Source organism: Kiloniella laminariae DSM 19542 (assembly GCF_000374005.1).
Classification (GTDB): domain Bacteria; phylum Pseudomonadota; class Alphaproteobacteria; order Kiloniellales; family Kiloniellaceae; genus Kiloniella; species Kiloniella laminariae.
In genome coordinates, this window is the sequence record NZ_KB893135.1 from 129153 (window position 1) to 150172 (window position 21020).

The 21020-nt window shown below is 53.1% G+C and carries 17 protein-coding genes; 8 read left to right on the plus strand and 9 right to left on the minus strand.

Annotated elements, in window-relative coordinates; translation table 11 throughout:
• Window positions 1–5 precede the first annotated feature (5 nt).
• Both B152_RS0105190 and B152_RS0105205 read left to right on the plus strand, forming a co-directional pair.
• The gene (locus B152_RS0105190) at window positions 6–1580 is read left to right on the plus strand and encodes an alanine/glycine:cation symporter family protein (protein ID WP_020591333.1); all 1575 of its coding nucleotides are present in this window, start codon (window positions 6–8) and stop codon (window positions 1578–1580) included.
• A gap of 544 nt (window positions 1581–2124) precedes the next feature.
• Window positions 2125–2628, plus strand: coding sequence for a GNAT family N-acetyltransferase (locus B152_RS0105205; RefSeq protein ID WP_211212131.1), 504 nt, complete (start codon window positions 2125–2127; stop codon window positions 2626–2628).
• A 430-nt stretch (window positions 2629–3058) separates the two neighbouring features.
• Here B152_RS0105205 and B152_RS0105210 read toward each other — a convergent pair whose 3' ends face one another.
• Window positions 3059–3655 (minus strand): LysE family translocator, encoded by a 597-nt coding sequence (locus B152_RS0105210; RefSeq protein ID WP_026261302.1) that lies wholly within the window; start codon window positions 3653–3655, stop codon window positions 3059–3061.
• Window positions 3656–3919: 264 nt separating this feature from the next.
• Between B152_RS0105210 and B152_RS0105215 the strand changes: the two genes are divergently transcribed.
• A complete protein-coding gene (locus tag B152_RS0105215) occupies window positions 3920–4552 on the plus strand; it encodes an Lrp/AsnC family transcriptional regulator (protein WP_245549946.1) in 633 nt (210 codons plus the stop codon).
• A 58-nt stretch (window positions 4553–4610) separates the two neighbouring features.
• Here B152_RS0105215 and B152_RS25000 read toward each other — a convergent pair whose 3' ends face one another.
• Window positions 4611–6998: a mechanosensitive ion channel family protein gene (locus B152_RS25000; RefSeq protein ID WP_083921815.1), complete on the minus strand. Its 2388-nt coding sequence runs from the start codon at window positions 6996–6998 to the stop codon at window positions 4611–4613.
• Window positions 6999–7265: 267 nt separating this feature from the next.
• On the opposite strand from B152_RS25000, the gene B152_RS0105225 reads away from it, so the two are divergent.
• Together B152_RS0105225 and B152_RS0105230 are read left to right on the plus strand one after the other, a co-directional pair.
• Window positions 7266–7919 carry a glutathione S-transferase family protein gene (locus B152_RS0105225; RefSeq protein WP_020591341.1) on the plus strand — a complete coding sequence of 218 codons (654 nt, stop codon included), beginning with the start codon at window positions 7266–7268 and terminating at the stop codon, window positions 7917–7919.
• 189 nt (window positions 7920–8108) lie between these two features.
• Window positions 8109–9161, plus strand: a complete 1053-nt coding sequence (locus B152_RS0105230; protein ID WP_020591342.1) for a hypothetical protein — start codon at window positions 8109–8111, stop codon at window positions 9159–9161.
• Between the two features lie 133 nt (window positions 9162–9294).
• Here the strand turns inward: B152_RS0105230 and B152_RS0105235 are convergent, their stop codons facing one another.
• The 4 genes from B152_RS0105235 to B152_RS0105265 all read right to left on the minus strand — a co-directional run bounded on the left by B152_RS0105235 (window position 9295) and on the right by B152_RS0105265 (window position 13322).
• Window positions 9295–9894, minus strand: coding sequence for an HD domain-containing protein (locus B152_RS0105235; RefSeq protein WP_020591343.1), 600 nt, complete (start codon window positions 9892–9894; stop codon window positions 9295–9297).
• Between the two features lie 115 nt (window positions 9895–10009).
• Window positions 10010–10699, minus strand: a complete 690-nt coding sequence (locus B152_RS25005; RefSeq protein WP_020591345.1) for an alpha/beta fold hydrolase — start codon at window positions 10697–10699, stop codon at window positions 10010–10012.
• A 162-nt stretch (window positions 10700–10861) separates the two neighbouring features.
• The gene (gene ggt, locus B152_RS0105255) at window positions 10862–12622 is read right to left on the minus strand and encodes a gamma-glutamyltransferase (RefSeq protein WP_020591347.1); all 1761 of its coding nucleotides are present in this window, start codon (window positions 12620–12622) and stop codon (window positions 10862–10864) included.
• Window positions 12623–12833: 211 nt separating this feature from the next.
• On the minus strand, window positions 12834–13322 hold the full coding sequence (locus tag B152_RS0105265) for a hypothetical protein (protein ID WP_157230859.1): 489 nt from the start codon (window positions 13320–13322) through the stop codon (window positions 12834–12836).
• Between the two features lie 257 nt (window positions 13323–13579).
• Between B152_RS0105265 and B152_RS22615 the strand changes: the two genes are divergently transcribed.
• Window positions 13580–14323, plus strand: a complete 744-nt coding sequence (locus tag B152_RS22615) for a 5'-methylthioadenosine/adenosylhomocysteine nucleosidase (protein ID WP_020591351.1) — start codon at window positions 13580–13582, stop codon at window positions 14321–14323.
• 64 nt (window positions 14324–14387) lie between these two features.
• Here the strand turns inward: B152_RS22615 and B152_RS0105280 are convergent, their stop codons facing one another.
• A complete protein-coding gene (locus B152_RS0105280; protein WP_020591352.1) occupies window positions 14388–15425 on the minus strand; it encodes an alpha/beta hydrolase in 1038 nt (345 codons plus the stop codon).
• 95 nt (window positions 15426–15520) lie between these two features.
• Window positions 15521–16465 (minus strand): LysR substrate-binding domain-containing protein, encoded by a 945-nt coding sequence (locus B152_RS0105285; protein WP_020591353.1) that lies wholly within the window; start codon window positions 16463–16465, stop codon window positions 15521–15523.
• Between the two features lie 160 nt (window positions 16466–16625).
• Here B152_RS0105285 and B152_RS0105290 point away from each other — a divergent pair, with 160 nt between their 5' ends.
• Window positions 16626–17828, plus strand: coding sequence for an aminotransferase class V-fold PLP-dependent enzyme (locus B152_RS0105290; protein WP_020591354.1), 1203 nt, complete (start codon window positions 16626–16628; stop codon window positions 17826–17828).
• Window positions 17829–18508: 680 nt separating this feature from the next.
• Window positions 18509–20272, plus strand: coding sequence for a methyl-accepting chemotaxis protein (locus B152_RS25010; RefSeq protein ID WP_020591356.1), 1764 nt, complete (start codon window positions 18509–18511; stop codon window positions 20270–20272).
• Window positions 20273–20341: 69 nt separating this feature from the next.
• On the opposite strand, the gene B152_RS0105305 is transcribed toward B152_RS25010, so the two are convergent.
• On the minus strand, window positions 20342–20878 hold the full coding sequence (locus tag B152_RS0105305) for a hypothetical protein (RefSeq protein WP_157230861.1): 537 nt from the start codon (window positions 20876–20878) through the stop codon (window positions 20342–20344).
• Window positions 20879–21020 lie beyond the last annotated feature (142 nt).

The window sequence follows — 21020 nt, forward strand, 5'->3', positions numbered from 1 at the left end:
ATCTCATGAAAAACACAGGCTTTATCAAGGCGCCCTTGCTGGCGTCCCTTTTCGTATATCCGGTTCTCTTCTTCGCAACCCTCCAAAGCGCCGTTGCCCAGGAAGCCGGCGGTATTGATGCCAAGGTCAACGAAATCTTCTCGCTGGCAACCGGCTGGTTCGTCAACCTGATCTTTGCCAACCTCCCCGGGACCTCCTTTCCCTGGATCGTGCTCTGGCTGGTGGTTGGCGCCACCGTCTTTACCATCTACTTTGCCTTCATCCAGTTTCGTGCTGTCGGCCATGCGATCTCGCTGGTCAAGGGCGACTATTCCAACCCCAATGACGCTGGTGAAGTCAGCCACTTCCAGGCCCTTGCTACCGCGCTTTCCGGTACCGTTGGTCTTGGGAATATTGCCGGGGTCGCCGTTGCGGTCAGTATTGGCGGGCCGGGTGCCACCTTCTGGATGATCCTGGCGGGTCTGATGGGCATGGCGTCAAAATTCACCGAATGTACTCTCGGGGTCAAATACCGGAATGAATATCCCGACGGGACCGTTTCCGGTGGTCCGATGTACTATATCTCCAAGGGCTTTGCCGAACGTGGCCTGCCAGGCGGCAAGTTCCTCGCCATTCTCTTTGCCGTCTTCTGTATTCTTGGTGCCCTCGGCGGCGGCAACATGTTCCAGGCCAACCAGGCCCATGCCCAACTGGCTGGAATTTTTGACGACTATCCCGGCTGGATTACCGGTGTGATCTTTGCTGGCGTGGTCTTTGCCGTTATCGTCGGCGGGATCAAATCCATCGCCCAGGTTACGGAAAAAGTCGTGCCTTTTATGGGCATCATGTACGTTGCTGCGGCCCTGATCATCATCCTGATGAACTATGACAAGATCGGCTGGGCTTTTGGCCAGATCTTTGACGGTGCCTTTACAGGTCTTGGTGTTGCCGGTGGTCTGGTTGGTGCCCTGATCCAAGGCTTCAAGCGGGCGGCTTTTTCCAACGAGGCCGGGGTTGGCTCTGCTGCCATCGCCCACTCTGCGGTACAGACCAGCGAGCCCATCACCGAAGGTGTGGTCTCCCTGCTCGAACCTTTCATTGATACCGTGGTAATCTGTACCATGACTGCTCTGGTGATTATCATCACCGGCCAGTTGACCAGCGATCCGGCAACCGGGATGTATATTCTTGGTGAAAACGGCCAGATCGTAACAGCAACCGGTGCTTCGGGTGTCGGCCTGACGTCTGCCGCCTTTGGTTCAGCCATCAGCTGGTTCCCCTATGTGCTGGCACTGGCAGTGATCCTCTTTGCCTTCTCGACCATGATCAGCTGGTCCTACTATGGCCTCAAGGCCTGGACCTATCTGTTCGGTGAAGGCAAGACAAAAGAGCTGATCTTCAAGGTGATCTTCTGTGTCTTTGTCGTTATTGGTGCCGCCGCCAACCTCGGTCCGGTGATCGACTTCTCCGATGCCGCGATCTTTGCCATGGCGGTAGTCAACATCATCGGTCTTTACTGCCTGATGCCGATCGTCAAGCGCGAGCTGAACTCCTATATGTCCCGCCTCAAGTCCGGCGAGATCAAGAAGTTCAAAAACTAGGGTCTGGAACAGAGTGATCTTGGGTCACTCTGTTTTCATTCCACCGACCGCTTTTCAGGGCTTTCCTTCAGGATAAACCGTGAAAATTGGAAGATCCTCCGCAAGGAGAAATAAAGCAACAGGGTGGCCTTTGTGCCACCCTGTTGCTTTATGATTTTCTTTTTTCCGTAACAGACTGAAATAACTCTTGTATTTCATTCAGCTTTCGTCGAAAGTGGCGTCACCTTTTTACCGGAGCTTTTATGTCCTGTTAATGCCGGATGTCCAAAGGGACATCCCCCAAGCCAAATGCCTTATCTTTCAGCTCTCAAGCTGACAGCGCTTTTGTCTTGATCTCATTTTGCATTAACAGCGCGCCCGGATGACCCTTTATTTCCAGAAATTTTTTATTGCGATATTTCTGGTGATATTTCTGGTGATGTTTCTGGTGGCATTCCTGTTTCAACAGGCTGCTCCAGATCACCAATGAGAGTTCTCCAGCGAAAGATCGCCAGCGGAAACCCTCCAGTAAAACCGGGGCGCAAGATAAAAAGGTTTGATCACAGTGATCAGCACAAAAATCCGTAAATACGACCCAAAAGATACAAAAGATACAGATATAATCGCCGACATCTTCTTCAACGCCAGTCTGCTGGCCTATCCCTTTTTCACCCGCGCTGTCCTTGAACAGGAAAAGATCAACGTGCGGGAAATCTATCTGCCTGCGGTCGAAACCTGGGTGATTGAAAAACATCCTGTTTCAGCCACAAGCCACACAGAACCCGGTAGGGAAACACCCGGCGAAAACTCCGAGGTGGTCGGCTTTGTCTCCCTGATGGATAAAGAGGTCGCCGCCCTGTTCGTCGCCCCTGATCAGCAGGGACAAGGCTATGGTCAGGCTTTGATGAACAAGGCGGTAGCAGAAAAAGGCGGTGAACTGGAAGTCGATGTTTTCAAGGAAAACAGCATAGGTCGCCGTTTCTACTGCCGTTACGGCTTCGTCCAGATCAAAGAAAGCCTGCACGAGCCCACCGGGCAAATCTGCCTGCGCCTGAAACTGGAGAGTTAATACAGCTCAAAAATTAACAAAGGAAAAGAGCCCGTCCCTCGATCAGCAGGGGCGGGCTCACGATAAGCAGCAATAACCTGCTTTGTTCTCTTCAACCTCATCACTCCCCTGCCCCTGTCTTATCTTGACCGTCGCGGTCGAGGTCGCTTGCTATATTTCTTTGCCCCTCACGCCTTCGCCTCCGGGCCTTCCAGCAGGTCTTTAGGGATACCGGTACCGGCTCATGGGCTTACCCGTCAGCGCTGACGTCCTCGACCTTGCAGCGGGCGAACGCGATGCCTTCTGCCAAGCTTAGGAAATCAGCCGCCTTTACATCAAGATCGCGGAACCGCCTCTATCAAAAGTGGTAATGATCTCCCAAATCGATCAAGCCGCCATACTTTTGCAACAAAATTTGCGACAGCCAAGGTTTCCCGCTGGATTCATGCGATTATGACAGGAACATCCAGATCGCAACAGCAGCCAAAATTGCACCGAACATCATGTTTAATTTCCGGGCACTCTCAGGGGCTCTGAAATGTCCTGCTATTTTGTCACCAAGCAATGCCCAAACCGAAAACGCTATCAAATTATTGAAAGTGAACACAGTTGATATCAAAAAGACTGTAACAAGCCATCCGTCATCTGACTGACCAAGGAATTGCGTAAACATAAGGGCGATGATTAGATACGCTTTGGGATTTAGGATAAGCAGGATTACCCCGTCTGCAAAAGTTGCAGGCTTCGCTCTATCACTCCCCTCAAGCGTTCCAGCTTTGAATAATTTCCACGCAATCCAAAGCACATACAAAGAGCCCGCAATTTTCAGACTGGCAAAAACGTAGGGGAATTTTTCCAAGGCGGCAATGAAACCCAAACCTATTGCTGCCGTCACGACCCAGGTAGCAATATGATAACCGACATTGGCAGGCAAGGTCGAGCGGAAGCCAAACCGCGCACCATTTGCTGCAAAAAACATGTTGCCGGGGCCCGGGCTATACGCCAAAGGGAACAGAAAAATGATCAAAGCGACAGTCAATTCTATCATGTTGTAATCTCACCATAGCCCAAGCGATTATTGCGATATCGACCAACCAATCAGGAACAAAAGCTAGTGCAGCAAGAACCTTTAATTGGACATCATGTTTCTTCACGGCATGTTCGGGTTTATTTAGATAACTCGTTACTCGCACAATGCTGTCAGAGGGCGTTTTCCCTGTTGCTCCAGCCCACAGTTCCACCGACAAAAAACTGTCTGCCCTCCCCCCTTTGAACTTCAAGAGTATGAACAAAACCCGATGTTGCTGGACAAATGTTCCCTGAAAGGCGCATTCCTTTTTCAATTTTGATGAATATTTTTTCTTATTTTGATAATATATCTGAATTTTCTTCGGCAAGAAGATCAAAAACTGGAATGAAAATGAAAACAGAAGATGTTCATCAGAATAGCCATGCATCAAGACCATTAGACGATTTTGACCGAAGGATATTAGGCGAGTTAGTCCGTGATGCACGGCAAACCTATGCTGAAGTTGGCAAGACCGTCGGGTTATCTGCGCCAGCAGTCCATGAAAGAGTAAAGCGTATGAAGGCGTCCGGAGTTATTGAGGGGACAGCCGCAGTGATAAACGGGGATGCGGTTGGCAAGCCTTTTCTGGCGTTTATTCATGTTGATGCTGAAGGATGGGGAAAGAGTCAGAGGATGATGAGGCTGCGATCTTTTCCAGAAATTGAAGAAATGCACTCAGTTGCGGGAGATACTTGCGTCATTCTTAAAGTCCGGACAGCAAATGCTCAAGCAATGGAAAGTTTCTTGTCGCAACTCTATGTGTTGCCAGGGGTACGGGGAACCAAGAGTTTTGTTGCGTTGTCAACGTATCTGGATCGGCCAATACAAGCCGAGATTACAAACTGCTGGCCTGATATCCCCCTACCGCCTGAATAGGTAGCTATGGCTTGGCTCGGCCCTCACTGGTAAGGACTCTTTCTATCACTGCTATCCCTCACGCCTTCGCCTCCGGGCCTTCGAGCAGGTCTTTGGGGATGCCTGCTGCCACTTTCGGGTCGTCAACGGGCTTGCCGTCAGAACTGACGACCTCGACCTTGCGGCGGGCGAACCCGATGCCTTCGGCGGCGAAGACGCTGCGCAGTTTGTGATAGATTTCCCGGCGCAGCACGAACTGGGCCCGGGGTTTACACTTGAACTTGACCCGCATGATCAGGGCGGAATCATCGTCGATAGAGAAAACCCCCTGGCTTTTCAGCGGTTCGATAAACTTGTGGCCATGTTCCGGATCATCCAGAAATTCCTGACCGATGCGTTTGACCACCTTCTTGACGTGTTTGGGATCGGTATCGGGCTCCAGCCGGAAGGGCATTTTATAGATCACCCAGTCGCGGTTATGGTTGGTGATTTTCTTCAGCTCGCCAAAGGGAATGGTGATGACAGCACCGCGGTGATGCCGCAGTTGCAGCGAGCGGATCGAGATTGATTCGACCTCGCCGCGGGTTTCCTTGTCCAGTTCGATATATTCGCCGACACGAAAGGCATCGTCGATCAGGAAAAACACGCCGGAGAAGATATCCTTGACCAGGGTCTGCGCCCCAAAGCCGACCGCAATCCCGACCACCCCGGCCGAGGCAATCAGCGGGGCGATATCGATGCCCAGCGACGACAGCACGGTCATGATGACAATGATACCGAGGAAGCCAAGCAGCAAATTGCGAAACAGCGGCGTCAGGGTATCCAGGCGTGAGCTGGCCGGGACGTCTTCGGAATCTGCATCTTCCGAGGCATCACTGACCCGCTTTTCGCTGTGCAGCGCCGCAGTGATCAGCTTCCAGACCAGCAGCCCGAGCAACAGCGTCACCAGAATATCAAAGCCGATACTGGCCCAGAGCGGCGCATCATCGCCCTTGACCAGCCCCGGCAGATCCAGCCCCCAGAGCTGCAGCACCACGACAGCCGCCCCCAGACAAACCAGCAGGCGCCAGGCATCGCTAAAGACCTTGCGGAAACGGGCGCTGCGGTCGCTATCCCCGTGCAGCAGGCTCTCGACAATATTGCGTCCCAGATGATCAACAATCGGCAGGGTCAGCACCACAATCAACGTCCCAATGGGGCCCGCGAGCTGCTGCTGCCCGCGTTCCAGCCAGTGCGCCAGCCAATAGAGCCAGGCCAGGACAAGATAACCGCCGATCAGCAGCGGTGCTCCTGTTATCAGCATCCGGCCCAGACTGCCCGGTGCAGTATCGACAGTGCCAGTGGCTGCGGCTTCCTGCTGAGATGTCGCCAGATCCGCCGCCCCGGCAAGGTGAAGCGGCCCTGTCTCAAGGGTGACAAGGCTTCCCGGAGCCAGCAGCAGGGCCGCGGCCTGCTGTACCCGGCCATAATTGCGGAACAGCGCCAGCAACAGCAGCCCGGCCACCAGTGTTCCGGTCAGGGCCACAGTGACAATCGCCGGGGGAAATCCCCAGCCCAGGGTCGGGAAAAACCCGGCGAGAACCCAGCCCCCGGCCCCGATCACCAGCGCGCGACGTACCAGAGCAAAGGTCGGGCGCGCGGCGTCATCAGCCAGCGGCGCGATACGAATCTGCGGCACTTCCGGAGCAAAGGCCCGCCGGGCAATGACGATAAACAACCAGGCATAAGAAACCCCGGTATGATAGATCCAGACCTGGTCAGACAGCGGGCCAAGCGGGCCAGAGAGCTGTTCGCCCCCCGCCATGGTCATGAGGACAAAAACGATAATCGGCAGAACCTCGACCACACCCAAAACCAGCGTGCGCCCGACTTTTTCCCAATAGCTGCTGTGTCCCGGCACGGCCTTGAGCCAGTTTCGCCAATCCCGCATCCCCCAGCTGACCAGCAAGGCCGGCAACAGCCCAACAGCCATCAGCCCAATAGCAGCAAGGATCATCCCGCCGATACCATTACTGGCCAGTGACAGACGGGCTTCGACAATAGCCTTGCGATTTTCCAGATTGGCCAGAGCCTCGGACCAGCGCGCCACCCGCTGGCGAATTTCTGTTGCCATGGCGCTCAGCCGCGTTTCAATCCGCAACAGCGTCTGGTCACTGACTTCAACCCCGGCTGCCTGCTGCTCGGCCCGGCGCACCAGTTCATCACGCAGCAAGACCCGGATCTGCTCGTCGCTCAGACGGCCCAGCAGCTGGTCAACCGTCGCCGGATCAAGCTCTTCAGGGATCTCGATCTGCTGTTCCGTTTGGCTGTTCTGCAGCAGAAGGCCTTTTGTCTGCGCCCCGGCAGGGACAGAAAAAGGAACAGAAAAAACTCCGGCAAGCAAAACCACCAGCGCAAGAAGCCATCCCCCCCTGCCCCATAAATTGCTGCAAAACCTGATAGAAAAACGGTGTGTGAATAGACGCATGAGATCCCCGTAATCCCGTTTTTATTGTTAGAAAAAGTCTACGTGCCTTTGTCAGAGCATGCAAAGACACGTTTTGGTTACAGGCAAGCCACAAAAAACCGTTGAATAGGCAAGCAACAGAAATCAAAGCCTGAAGCGGTCCGGAAATTATTTATTTCCCCCGCTTCTTTACCCCTGCCCTCTGTTCGTCTTACCATAGAGAATTCGTCAAACTTTACACTTTACCAGGTCGCCAGCCTTTCCACTTAAATAGAAGAGCCCCTGCCGATGCCAGCAAGTAAAGATCAGCCGATACTCTATGGTGCAGACTTCAGTGTTTATGTTCAGGCCGTACGCCTGACACTGACGGAAAAGGGCGTTCCTCACCGTTTGGTACAGGTTGATCCCTTTCAGGAAAAAGGTGTGGATGAAGATTATCTCGCCCTGCAGCCTTTTGGCCGGATCCCCGCCTTTGATAACGGCGCGATCCAGCTTTACGAAGCCGATGCCATCGCCCGCTATATCGATGCGGCTTACTCCGGCCCGCTGCTGATGCCCCGGCGTTCCGAAGACCGCGCCCGGGCCAACCAGATTCTCAGCATTCTCAATTCCTATGCCTATCCCAATTGGGTCAGCCGCCTCTATGTCGAGGAAATCAGCAACCCGGCAGAAGGACTTGCGACCGATCAAGAAATCATTGATGCTGCCCTGCCGATGGCCCGTACGTCCTTGCGCGAAATCATCCGCCTGCGACAGGAAACCTATGGTCCCTATCTGGCTGGTGAGAACCTCAGCCTGCCTGATTTTTTCTGTGCGCCGATGTACAACCTGCTGATGCTCTCCCCCACAGGGAAACAGCTGCTGGACGAGCAGCCCGACCTGCAGGACTGGTGGCAGCTGCTGCAACAGCGCGAGACAGTAAAAGAACTGCTGGTCGCCTGAACCTGTCAGTCAAAGCGGGGCCTAGCCAAACTGGCTCAAAACTGACCCGAAGTTGATCCAAAACTGATCAGCCGGAAAGCCGCTATCGCAAAAACTTCGCAGGCCTGACTTGTTGGTGTCATCGCCCTGTCATGACGCCAAGCTATCGAAGGGGTTCTTTGTGTTAAACACCCCTGGATAACAAAAATTATGAAAAAATCACGCCTTCTGCTTCTCGCCTGTTTTCTGCTCGGCAGTTACAGCTTTTCCGCACAAGCTACTGAAGTCCCGCAGCAGCGGCTAGACCAGATCCTCGCCATGGACCCGACTGATATGGCCAAAAGCGGGGCCTGGACCACGGCGGCCTATGACCGCCTGATGGGCTATATCAATTCGATCGAGGACCCGGAGCTCAGAACTCTGGTGCTCGATATGTATGACACGCCACAGTCAACCGTGTTCAACGGCACCGCCTCTGCCGATGCCCTGCGCAGTGCCCCGGCCACGGGCGGTCCCGGCCATCACCACTATCCCGGTGGTCTGGCGGTGCATCTGGTCGAGGTGATCGAGATCGCCTTGGGCTGGCTCAATACCTTTGACCAGGTTCACGGCATCCGCAACAGCGACCGCGATCTGGTGATCGCCCAGCTGGCCCTGCATGACTGGAGCAAGGTCTGGTACAACTGGGATGTCAAGACAGGCACCGTGGTCAAGCCTGACTGGTTCCCCGGTTCCTGGGGTGGTAAAGACGGTCTGGCCAAATGGGGCTGGATGGGTGAACACGGTGCGGTGGTCTATGCTGAACTGCTCAAACGCAAGGCCCCGGAAAAGCTGCTCTTTGGCGCAGCATCAACCCACTTCGACCCGCATTGGGATGTGGAAGTCACCAATAAGGACGGCAAGGCCGAAGGCTTTAACCCCGCCATGAAAGAAGCCGCTGAATACGCTGGAACAGCTGCACCACAGCTCAACCCCGACAAGCGTATGGCCGAATGGTTCCTCTCCTCCTACTCTGACGGCAGTTGGTCTTTCTCCCACTACGTCGCCGGAAAGTCCGCCCACAAATGGATCAGATCCGTTGCCGTTGACCTCGGCCTCAAGGAAGAGTCTCCCGAAGCCGCCCGTCTGGCCTGGTTTGTCCTCAGCCGGATTTCCGACTTCAAACTCTACAAGATTTATCAAGACGCCGACTTCTCCGAAGACGCGGTCAAAGAAGTGATCCACTCCGTAATCGCTGATTCAGCCGCTTACGAAGTGAAATAACCTAAAGAGCCCCTCTACTGAAAAGGCTTACAAAAAAACATCCTGTCCGACTTTTCTGGGTCTGGCCTCTCTGGCAAACTATCAAATATCGATAACAGAGATCATCGGACAGGGTGTTTTATCTTACCAATTATTATGACAGCGTTTCTTGTTCATCGCCACGGTACTCCGGGGTCATTCGGGCCCGGGTATCCTGATCAATCCGGGCACGGATCGCTGCAAACAGCGGGGCCACGCTGGTATACTTCACGCCATATCCCAGATTGAATTCATAATCAAAATCTGCCGGATTGAGTCCCTGTGTGTGCTGCAAAATAGTCTCAAGTTTGTCCAGTGCCTTGACCGCCTGGGCTTCGGGTGAAGACACGGCTTCATATTCATCCCAGAGATCCAGGATCGACTGCCGCATCGGCGCGTCCAGTGCCGAAGTCAGCTGCAACAGGTCTTTGCGTTCCTGCAGGGATTTGTCGGGGAAGTTTACCTGCTCTACCGCAGGAATATCACCGTGGATCGCCTCGCCCAGATCGTGGATCACACAGATTTTCATCACCTTGAGCAGATCGAGATCGCCAAGTTCATCGGCAAAGGCAATGACCATCAGGCAAAGCCGCCAGCTGTGCTCGGCTGTACTTTCCGCCCGCCCGGTTGAACTGAAGCCACTGCGCAGCACGGATTTAAGCTTCTCGGCCTCGCGCAGAAATTCCAGCCTGCCGTTGATTTTTTCCAGATTCATTTTTGCTCTCCTGCGCAAAGAATAATATCAGGAAAACAGTTGATCAAGAGCTCCCCGACAATCTCTCGCCGATGGCCTTTCCCCGCCAGGGCAAGCATTTACCCGGATTGGGCATTTACAAACCGGATGCAAAGTCAGCGATAATCTCTGCGCTCTCAACAGGTTTTGCCTGTAACAGAAAATGCGGTCCCTCGATCACCTTGATGACAAGATTTTCATAACAGGATTTAAACTCGAGGCTTTTCGATCGGGGCACCAGCTTGTCAGAAGACGCTTGAATATATATCACTTTTACCGCAGAGGACTGTTTTTCAAAGGTCTGGGACTGAATTGCCGCCAACCTCGCTTTCATAACTGTCCCGGACAGGCTTTTCACCGTTTTATGAAACAGCGCCGTGAGGTCGTCACTGGCCTTTGGCCCGAGAAAAAGAACCCGATAAACAAATCTGGCGAAAGGCAGCTGCCCCACAAGATTTACCAAAAAGCTTAAAGGCAACAGCCGTGCGATAGATAATAACGCCCGGTTGGGGGCAGAGAGAAAGGTTGCGACAAAAACCACGCCCTTCAGGTTTGGCGGAGCTTTCGCCACAATCCTTGCGGCAATAGGGCCGGAGAAGGATTCCGCAAGCAGGATAAACGCCTGCTTTGGCAGACGGGCGATCACATGGTCGCTCAGCCTTTCATAGTCCTGGTCCCCCTTGTCCGGTAAAGCAATAATCTGGGCATCAAAACCCTTGAGTTCCGATAACAGCGGGGCAAACATGTCACCGGTTCCATCCAGCCCCGGCAACAGGACAATCTTCAAGACAGCACCCAGGTGAAAAACATCAAAACCCTCTCCGCTTTATTTCCTGAAAAAACATTCCTCTGCAAAATACCTCGACAGACAACAAAGGCAATCAAATCCCCCAAAGGAACACCGGGCATGTGACAGCCCGGTGTTCCTTTAAAATATGAACTGATCGTATCACTCCCCCATCACGGTGCCTTCGCGGCGGGGGTCGGCGCCGCCGATCAGTTCCCCTTTGCCGATCTGGATCACCTGCAGGCCGGAATTGAGATCGCGCACCGTGACTTCGTGCCCCTTGACCTGAAGCGCGGAAACCAAAGCCACTGCCGGGGTATTCTCCTCGATATCGGTAGCGCCGTTGCGGTTGACGATATGCGGCTGGCTGATCGCCATCTGCGGGTCCATGCCATAGTCAAGAATGTTGACCAGAGCCCCCGCCACATAGTTGATGATCCGCGACCCGCCGGGAGAGCCAATGGCAAGGACAGGCGCGCCGTCTTTCAACACGATGGTCGGGGCCATGGAAGACCGCGGGCGCTTGCCGCCTTCAACCCGATTGGCAATCGGTTTGCCGTCTTCTTCCGGGGCGCGGGAAAAATCGGTCAGCTCGTTGTTGAGCAGAAAACCGTTGGTCATAACGCGCGAGCCAAATCCGGTTTCAATCGTCGTGGTCATGGAAATCACATTGCCCTGGGCATCGACGATCGAGAAATGGCTGGTGCCGGGGCGTTCCAGCTGGGTATCCGGCGCGCGCAGTTGCGCTTCTTCCCACGGCGGGTTTCCGGCTTCAGCCTTGACCATGGCTTTGGCCGGATCGATCAATCCCGCGCGCTCTTTCAGATAGTCCTGGTTCAACAGGCCTTCAGGCATTTTGACAAAATCGCTGTCGGCCATATAAAGCCCGCGATCGGCATAGGCCAGCTTGGCCGCCTCCAGATAGAGGTGCGTGCTTTCCGCCCCCTGCCCCAACGCGGGCAGATCAAAATGCGACAGCAGCGACAGCATCTGGCCCACGGTCAGCGCCCCGGATGACGGCGGCCCCATGCCGCAGACCTCATAGCCCCGATAGGGGGCACAGGTGGGGGCGCGTTCGATCACCTCATAGGCCTTGAGGTCTTCAAGGCTCAGTATCCCGCCATTGATATCGGTCTTGACCGCCGCGACGATATCCGCAGCAATCTGGCCTTCGTAAAAAACCTTTGATCCCTCTTTCTGGATCAGCGCCAGCGCCGCGGCAAAATCGGGATTGCGCAGCAGGGTGCCTTGTTTCAACGGGGCGCCGTCTTTGTCAAAGAAATAGGCCCGGGTGCTGTCAAAGATATCCAGCTTGTCCTCGCCCTGGGCGCCGGCAATGGCACTGGCCATGCGATGCGAGATCTGGAAACCGCCTTCGGCCAGCGCGCGGGCGGGCTCGATCAATTCGGCCCAGTCCTGATTGCCATAGCGCTGCTGCACGGTCTCGATCAGCTTGAGTGTTCCCGGCACGCCAACAGACCTGCCGCCGACCACGGCATCGAACCACTTGACCGGGGTTCCATCGGCCCCAAGCCAATAGTCAGGCGTCGCGGCCATCGGGGCCTTTTCCCGCCCGTCAAAGGTGGTCAGTTTTTTCGACTTGGCATCCCAATAGACCATAAAAGCGCCGCCGCCGATGCCGGAACTTTGTGGCTCAACCAGATTGAGCATCAACTGCACCGCCACAGCAGCATCCGCCGCCGTCCCGCCGCGCTCCAGCACTTCATAACCAACCTGGGTCGCCAGGGGGTTGGCCGTGGCAACCATAAACTTGCTGGCCTTGACCGACTGTTTTTGCACCACGGCGTGGGTTGCCTCGGGCTGAACCGCTTCCTGTGCCTGTGCCGCGCCGATAAACAACGCCCCCGAAAGCAAAAGTGCTGTCGTCGCAGCTGTTTTGTATCCTGATCTGACAGAAATCATGTCTGTTCCCCGTTGATTGTCTTTTTTCCAGTCCTGACCCGGCCCCTAAAGAGACTGTTCAGACAACTAATATCATATGAAACCAAAGATTGCAGACATCAAACCTTATTCTGGCAATGCTGACCACCAAAACTTTGCCGAACCCCCGCAGTTCACACAGATTTGACTCTGACCTGAGCGTCAACGATGGACGCCGGAGATAAACAGCGGGTCAGTAATCAGTATTTTCTACGCAGTCGTCCCAATCGACCTGGCTGTAGGATCTTGAAAAGGAGCGCCAAAGGTCTTTAAATCTGGAATAATCCAGCGTTATCTGGTCAGAAATTCCAAGCGCCTGAAGCTTGTCTTCGAACATCTGCCGGGATCTATACTCGAAAACGGCCCCTGTATCCGTCGCCAGAATGAAGTAATTTTCCTCATTGCGAATACGAATATTATAAGCCCGTCCTCCTTCACATTCGAGATATTCCACCGGAAGCCTGAGGCCGACAAAATAGCCGGGTATCTTGTCAAGATCGATGACCGTGGCAGCAATGATAACTTTACCGTCTTTGGTAACGCTCAGATTATCCTGACGCCCCAACGGGGAAAAATAATAATCTCCGTCAAACCCATATTCTTTTCTGACAGTATAAACCGTGCCTGCGATTAAAGTAATGATGATCCCCAGCCAGATCATGTATTTTTTGGACTTACTCAAAATCGGAATCCTCGTACCTGTACTTGATAAGAAACGGCGTCCCACTTTCCCCTGCCAATAAATCAAACAGGAATCGCAGGCTGAAAACAGGGGAACTTCCCAAACAAGAAAGGGACTTAACCTTTACCCTGAAACTGACTTTTAGGGCAATCCTCTGGGCAATCTTCTTCATCAATCATTTAGCTCCTCTCGGTTATAGTGTTTGATCAACCACCCCTGGGAACAGGACAAAACCCCGACAAACCGGAGACAAAACCATGCTGGGTGTCATAGGTGCCATGACCGAAGAGGTTCAGCTGCTGCTGGCGGAACTAACCGAGACTTCAAGTTCGGTTCATGCCGGGATCACCGTCACCTGTGGCAATTACAAGGGCACGGAAATCGCGCTGGCCCAGTCGGGCATCGGCAAGATCAATTCCACCATCTGCACCCAGATGATGATCGACCTGTTCAAGCCGCAAAAGCTGATCTTCAGCGGTGTGGCGGGCGGGCTGCTGCCCAACATGCAGGCCGGGGACATTATTGTTGCCAGCCATGTGGTCGAATACGATATGGATCTGACCGCTTTTGGTCGCCGCCACGGCGAGACCCCGGGGCGCGAACGGCTGATCGAATGCCAGCCGGATCTGGTCAGCAAGGCCACTGCCGCTTTTGATGCCGCCTTTGACGGGGTCGAGGGCGGCCCCAATCTGATGCTCGGCACCATTGCCTCGGGCGATACCTTTGTCCAGGACATCCAGAAACTGCGCTGGCTGCAGCGCGAATTTGCCGCGCTGGCAACCGAGATGGAAGGTGCTGCTTTCGGACACACCTGCCGCCTCAACAACCTGCCCTTTGTCGTGATCCGCGCCCTGTCGGACTCATCCAGCAACTCCGCCAGTGAAGACTTTGAGAAAAATCTGTCCCGTGCCTGCGAAAACTCCTTCCAGTTGATGGACCGCATGATCCCCACCGCCATGACCGGGTGGGACGGCAAACAGGACCGCCGCAGCGACGCGTAAAGCTGTCTTACTCATCCCCGGCTCACAAATCTTCAAAGCATGACATCTTCAGCGTCTGAGCTCCCTAGCACCTTGACGCCAGAAAATCTTTCACCGCGGCATAGAGTTCAAACCGCCCCTCCTCCAGATGCATCAGGTGTGTGCCGCCGGGCAGCTTGCAATCCTGCCTGATCCGGGCAGAGGCAAGCGCAGCCATCAGCCACTGCGCATCGTCGTCCCGGGTGATGCTGTCCCACGCGCCACGCACGATCAGGGTTGGCGCGGTAATCCTGCCCGGATCATAGGGCAGATCTCCGCTCCAGGCGGCGGTTATATCCGCCGTCGGGCCTGTGGGGATTTGCACCGCAGGAGGGCTGCGCATGGCACTTTCAGGGTCACTGGCAAGATATTCTCTGGCCCAGGGAGCGAAATGGCGATCCAGCAACACGGGGGCCTGCCCCGCAGGCACATCGGCAATAAAGCGGCTGTATTGCTGGGCTATCGTGACCAGACGGCTTGGGCAAAGCCGGTCCGGCAGTTTGGTGGCGGTCTCTGCTTCATCTGTTTTTCTCTGGGCAACAGGGCCGAACAACACCAGACGATCCAGCAAATCGGGATGCTCTCCGGCAAAGTGACCCGCGGGAATGCTTCCCCAGGAATGGGCCAGCAAAGAGACCCTGCCACGTCCCTCGGCGCCCTCCTGTGCCAGAATAAAATCAACCGCCCGGGCAATCTGCCTGCTGGCTTCGGCCATGCGGCCCCTTATGTCTGATATGGGAATATCAGATATGGGTATGTCAGATACGGGTATATCAGATACGGGTATTTCGGGGGAGGAGACGTCATCCCCGCCGGATCGGCTGCAGCGGTCATACCCCCCGGACTGGCCAAATCCGGCAAAGTCCAGTCCCCAGACTGAAAAGCCTGCCGCTGCCAGATCGTCCATCCAGGAGTGGCCGTCAAAGGGAAAAGCAATGGAGCAGGCACTTGGAAAGGTGGCACCATGGATATAAAGTACGGGGCACCTCTTCGCCAGATTTTCCCCCGTCCCTGCTGCGGGCTGGTGACAGAGAAACAGCTCCGGCTCGGCTGCTGCGGATAAACGATAACTTTTGTATGGCATCTTCTTTTCCTGAAAGGCTTCATCACAGATCAGGAAGACTAGACGAAGAGCGCGACAAAGTGCTTCGTCAAAGACCGAACAATTGTTTTTTGAATCTAGGATTTCAGCACGGCGTCGTGCCCCTGTTGTGAAGGGCAGTCTTGTGCGATTTTCAGCAGCCAGTCGCGAAAGGCGCTGACCTGTGGCAGGCGGGCTTTTCCCGCTGGACTGACAAGATAGTGCGCCCCGATCGGCAGGGGGTCACAGGCCACAGCCGGAACCAGACTGCCCATCGACAATTCGGTGTTGATATAGGCCAGGTTGGCCAAGGCAATGCCGTGTCCGGCCACCGCCGCCTGAATCGCGGTGTCATCATGCTCGAACCGCAGCGCCCGTTCCAGATTGATGCTGGCCCCCGGCAGCTTTCCAGCCCAGCTGCGCCAGTCGCGCCCGGTCGGCTCGTTGAAGATGATCTTTTTTTCCGCCAGTTCTGCCAGCTCAAAGGGACGCTTCTGATCCAGAGAAACGTGGTCCAGAAAACCGGGCGCGCAGACCGGTAGTAGCCACTCAACCATAATCATCTGTCCGTTTTCGGGCACCACTGCCCCGGCGTCATAAGGGTTTCCCAGCCGATAGATGATCGAGGCATCAAAAACCCGTCCCGGCAGCTTATCCGGATAGGTCACAGTCTGCAGACTGATCGGATGATTGGGATGTTCAGCCTCATAGCGCCCCAGGCGGGGCATCAACCAGCGAATGGCAAAGCTGGTCGTCACCGAAAGAGTAAAAAGCGGCACGGCCTCACGTAGCTCTTCCGCCGTCTGGGCAATCTGCAGCAGGGCACTATCCGTTGCCGCATAAAGACGCCGCCCCTCTTCGGTCAGTTCAACCCCGCGATAGCCGCGGATGAACAGGCTGCAGCCGATATAGTCCTCCAGCAGTTTGATCTGGCGGCTGACGGCTCCCTCGCTCACGCACAGCTCGGCAGCAGCCAGCTTGAAACTCAAGTGAGTTGCAGCGGCATTAAAATGACGAACAGCGGTCAGGGGTGGAAGCTTCATGATTTTTATCGTCTTTTACAGAAAAATTCATGAAACAGCACAGCACAGGCTTTACATTAAGTAAAGTTATGGAGTTTTAAAATCGTTTGATGGACAGCCTCGGCCTGTGATTTAACAGAGGTAACAACACCCTCCTTCTTTCTCGATCACAGGCCTTGCTATGTCCCGCTCCTTCGAACTTGATCTTACCAATAATCTGGCCAGAATTTTCAGCGACACCCCCGGCAAGGCCAATGTGGCGCACCTTAACAACGCCGGATCGTCGCTGATGCCCCAGATGGTTCTCGATGCCCAGCTCGACCACCTGCAGCTGGAAGCAGCCATTGGCGGCTACGAGGCGGCAAAGGCAAAAGCCCGCGAGATCGAACAGGTCTATGATTCCATCGCCCGACTGATCAACTGTCATCGCGACGAAATCGCCGTAGTCGAAAACGCCACGGTCGGCTGGGCCATGGCCTTTTACGCCATCCCCTTTCAGGCTGGCGACCGGATTTTGACCGCCGAGGCTGAATATGCCTCGAACTATCTTGCCTATCTGCAGATGGCAAAACAAAAGGGCGTTTCGGTCGAGGTCATTCCCTGCAACGAAGCGGGCGAATTGTGTCTGCACAGCCTGCGCAATATGATCGACAAAAACGTCCGGCTGATCTCCATCACCCATGTGCCGACCAATTCCGGGCTGGTCAATCCGGTCGAGCAAATCGGCGAGATCGCCCGCGCGCACAACATTCTCTATCTGGTCGATGCCTGTCAGTCCGCCGGGCAGATACCGCTGGATGTAGAAAAGATCCACTGCGATATGCTTTCCGCCACCGCCCGGAAGTACCTGCGCGGCCCCCGGGGTGTTGGCTTTCTTTATGTCCGTTCTTCTGTGCTTGACCAACTACACCCGCCGATGATCGACCTCTATTCCGCCAGTTGGACCAGCCCGGATGAATATGTCCTGCGGCCCGATGCCCGACGCTTTGAGAACTGGGAAAACAACTATGCCGCCAAGCTCGGTCTGGGTGCCTGCGTCGATTACGCGCTCGAGATCGGCCTGGACGCCATTCAGGCCCGCATCGATGAACTGGCAGGCTATCTACGCGCCAACCTGCAGGAGATCAGAGGTGTCCGGCTCCACACCCGCTGCCCGCAGCAGTGTGGCATCGTCAGCTTTGTCATCGAAGGGCGCGACAGCGCGGAAATGGTCAAGAAAATTGTCGCCAAAGGCGTCAATGTCAGCAGCTCCTCGCCCAGCAGCACCTTGATCGATGCCACCAGAAACAATCTGCCTGTGTTGATCCGTTCCTCGGTGCACTATTACAACGACACCCGGGAAATCGACCGCCTGCTCGAGATTTTACATAACCTCAAGAAATAAACCCAGAGCTCCATTTCCGGATTTTCCCACGATAAACGATTTGATTTTATTTCTTTAGTTTCGGAATTGACTGGCTATCCCGGAACAATACCCACTGACCCACGCCTGGTATGATGGCCCCAGGGTCGGTAAAAGGTAGGTGATCATCTCCGGACTCAACGATACCTTTCTTTTCCGCAAGGGAAGGTTCGCGCATGTTGTGGCACGACTGCCAAGCCTCAAAGCACAGGATTCAATCGGATCAGACATTCCAATAGATAATTATCAGTTCCCTTCTTACAAAAAACACCAGTTCTGTATGGGTTCTGCAAGTCAAATCCCCCTTGTTGTTAATAAACAATAAAGAATTCATGATGTATACAGTACATTATGAAAATTGATAATTATTCGCGCCTTGCGGTAACAACGGCTCCAGTGCAGTCCAATTGATCAATCCTTCTATACCCTCAAGCGCGTTCAGCGCAGGATGGTCCAAAAGGTGATGTGTTGCGAAAAGGGCGGGTTGTGTTTTGAAGCTTTGTTTCATAGCCAAAAAATACTTAATCAATCAGTCTAGGGAAAGGCCAGAGTTTTGCTGAGGTCTCTTCAAAAACAAAACGCTTTAAAATTTAATGACCTATTAACACAATGACTTTACACTACATACGATGGTATGCAATCAATCCTCGGAGATAGGCCCCATGGCGAAGATAAATAAACCCACTTTAAGTGTAAGTGCCAAGATTTTAGGAATTGTCACCCTTTGCCTTTTGTCAATTTTCACCATCTCCAGTTTTGCCATATACCAGATGAAACAAATTGGAACCGAGCTGGAATCTATTGCTAAACAAGACATTCCCCTTACCAATATACTAACAAACATTACAACTCACCAACTCGAACAAATAATCAGTTATGAGCGTGCAACAAAGTACGGCGAACATCTTAAAGACGATTCACATGCCAATGAACTGTACAAAGAGAACAAAATACGCTTCCAACAACAAACCGTTCAGGTTGATGAAGAGATATTAAAAGGTGAAAAAATTGCCGCAGAGGCTATATCCCATGCCCACACTCCCGCGGACAAAGAAGAGTTCCAGCATGTTCTTGATACTTTAAAGAAGGTCGAAAAAGCACACCATGATTTCGATAAACAGGCCAACGATATTTTTCTTTTAATAGAAACGTCTCGAATCAAAGAAGCAATTGAAGCAGAAGAAAAATTTGAACAACAAACCGGGGCATTAACGCACGAGCTTGAGGAACTGCTTTTTGAAGTTGGAAAATTTACAACCAAGGCTGCTCTTAAAACAGAACAACATGAAATATTTGCTCTCCGCGTTCTTATTATACTATCAATCAGTATTTTCATTTTCACTACATTCGCTTCAGTCGTCCTGGTTAAAAAAACTATCTCCACTCCGTTAAAAAGCATTGTCCTTGCTCTCGAAAAATTATTGGCTGGCGATACTGATTCCGAGATTGAGGTCCTAAACAATGATGAGATTGGTAAAGTCGCCCATGCACTGGCCATTTTCAGAGGGCACATGTCTGAAAACAAGAAACTTCAAGCTGAAGCCGAAAAACAAAAAGAACAGCTCGCGGAGACAACAAAGCAAGCCCGACTTGATTTGGCTCAAAATTTGGAAGAAGCAATCGGTAACGTTATTCAATCCGTAGCATCCGCAGCAACAGAAATGAACGCATCTGCAGAAGCCTTGAGTGCCACAGCCAAATCAACTGACACACAAGCTCTTGCTGTTGCTTCAGCATCGGATCAGGCATCACAAAATGTCCAAACCGTCGCGTCCGCCACGGAAGAACTTTCCTATTCAGTTCAGGAAATCACACGGCAGGTTAAAGAATCATCAGGGATAACAGAACAAGCGGTAATAGAAGGCCAAAATGCCAACAGCACAGTTCAGGGCATGGCTGAAATGGCGGATAAAATTGGTTCTGTTGTCAACCTCATCAACGACATTGCTGAACAAACCAATCTTCTGGCATTGAACGCCACCATTGAGGCTGCCCGTGCCGGGGAATCTGGCAAAGGTTTTGCTGTTGTTGCCAGTGAAGTTAAAAATTTGGCTAATCAAACAGCCAAGGCAACACAGGAAATTTCAACTCAAATTACAGAGATGCAAGATGTCGCGGGAAATGCAGCCGCGGCAATTGAAAGCATTAGCAACACGATTAACAAGGTGAACAATATCACCAAGCAAATTTCAGATGTTGCGCAGGAACAAGAAGCTGCAACACAAGAAATTTCTCGTAACATTCAACAGGCAGCCCAAGGAACACAAGAAGTTTCAAGCAGTATAACCGAGGTTAAAAACGGCGCTTCACAAACAGAGATAAATGCTCAAGAAGTTCTCGGCGCAACAGCAGAACTCTCGAAGCAGTCAAACGTTTTGAAAAGCGAGATTGACAAGTTTCTTGTAAACATGCGCTCCACTGGATAAATTTAAGAGGTAGGTCTCAGTCTCAACGACCACAAACCTACCTCTTTTTTCTCAAGCTATTCGGTCTGTTTATTTTTCAGTCAGCAGTTCCTGATTGACCGCATAAACCACACATTTGCTCTTTGGCGCCCGTGCCAGACAGCTGCGAAAAGCATATTCCCTGACATCATAGTAGGAAGATCTTCCGGTCGACCGCAGATAGGCATACTGGCCATTATCACTGATTGCAAAAGCCCAGTCCCCCTTTGGATCGTCAATAACATCCGGGATATATTCGGTTTGGAACATTCTCAGCTGATAGGGGTTGATTTCAAAAGCGTCCGGATTGTAATAACTCATCTTGGCTTTGGACAACTCTGCAGCCGTTTCCTGGAGCTTGTCTTTATCTTCATAGCCCTGCCAGACAATCTTCTTGTCCAGATCAAACAGGTAACAGCCTTCACCACAGTTATTCATAGCCTTTTGCACGGCTGTACCTTTTGGATCTCTGCCACCTGAAGCCTGATACCAGCTAAACTGACCAGTCTGCGGATTGATGACAAAAGCATCTCGGACATCACTGCCATTCGAAAAATCATCCTGAGCAAGATACTCCCGGTATGCCACTTTCTGCTCCCCGGTTAGCGACAGCGGACCTGATCCATATTTCTGCGCCGTGACACAACCACCCAACAGTCCCGTCATAAGGGGCAGGGCAAAAAACCTTATCTAAAATTTTCATATTTATTTCTCTGTTTTTCGTCTGGTC

Bases quoted from the DNA above. Each gene is read 5' to 3' on its own strand.
- B152_RS0105190 (WP_020591333.1), top strand. From the start codon at position 6: ATGAAAAACACAGGCTTTATCAAGGCGCCCTTGCTGGCGTCCCTTTTC.
- B152_RS25010 (WP_020591356.1), top strand. From the start codon at position 18,509: ATGGCGAAGATAAATAAACCCACTTTAAGTGTAAGTGCCAAGATTTTA.
- ggt (WP_020591347.1), bottom strand. From the start codon at position 12,622: ATGATTTCTGTCAGATCAGGATACAAAACAGCTGCGACGACAGCACTT.
- B152_RS0105225 (WP_020591341.1), top strand. From the start codon at position 7,266: ATGCCAGCAAGTAAAGATCAGCCGATACTCTATGGTGCAGACTTCAGT.
- B152_RS22615 (WP_020591351.1), top strand. From the start codon at position 13,580: ATGCTGGGTGTCATAGGTGCCATGACCGAAGAGGTTCAGCTGCTGCTG.
- B152_RS0105235 (WP_020591343.1), bottom strand. From the start codon at position 9,894: ATGAATCTGGAAAAAATCAACGGCAGGCTGGAATTTCTGCGCGAGGCC.
- B152_RS25000 (WP_083921815.1), bottom strand. From the start codon at position 6,998: ATGCGTCTATTCACACACCGTTTTTCTATCAGGTTTTGCAGCAATTTA.
- B152_RS0105210 (WP_026261302.1), bottom strand. From the start codon at position 3,655: ATGATAGAATTGACTGTCGCTTTGATCATTTTTCTGTTCCCTTTGGCG.
- B152_RS0105215 (WP_245549946.1), top strand. From the start codon at position 3,920: ATGTTCCCTGAAAGGCGCATTCCTTTTTCAATTTTGATGAATATTTTT.
- B152_RS0105285 (WP_020591353.1), bottom strand. From the start codon at position 16,465: ATGAAGCTTCCACCCCTGACCGCTGTTCGTCATTTTAATGCCGCTGCA.
- B152_RS0105290 (WP_020591354.1), top strand. From the start codon at position 16,626: ATGTCCCGCTCCTTCGAACTTGATCTTACCAATAATCTGGCCAGAATT.
- B152_RS0105280 (WP_020591352.1), bottom strand. From the start codon at position 15,425: ATGCCATACAAAAGTTATCGTTTATCCGCAGCAGCCGAGCCGGAGCTG.
- B152_RS0105230 (WP_020591342.1), top strand. From the start codon at position 8,109: ATGAAAAAATCACGCCTTCTGCTTCTCGCCTGTTTTCTGCTCGGCAGT.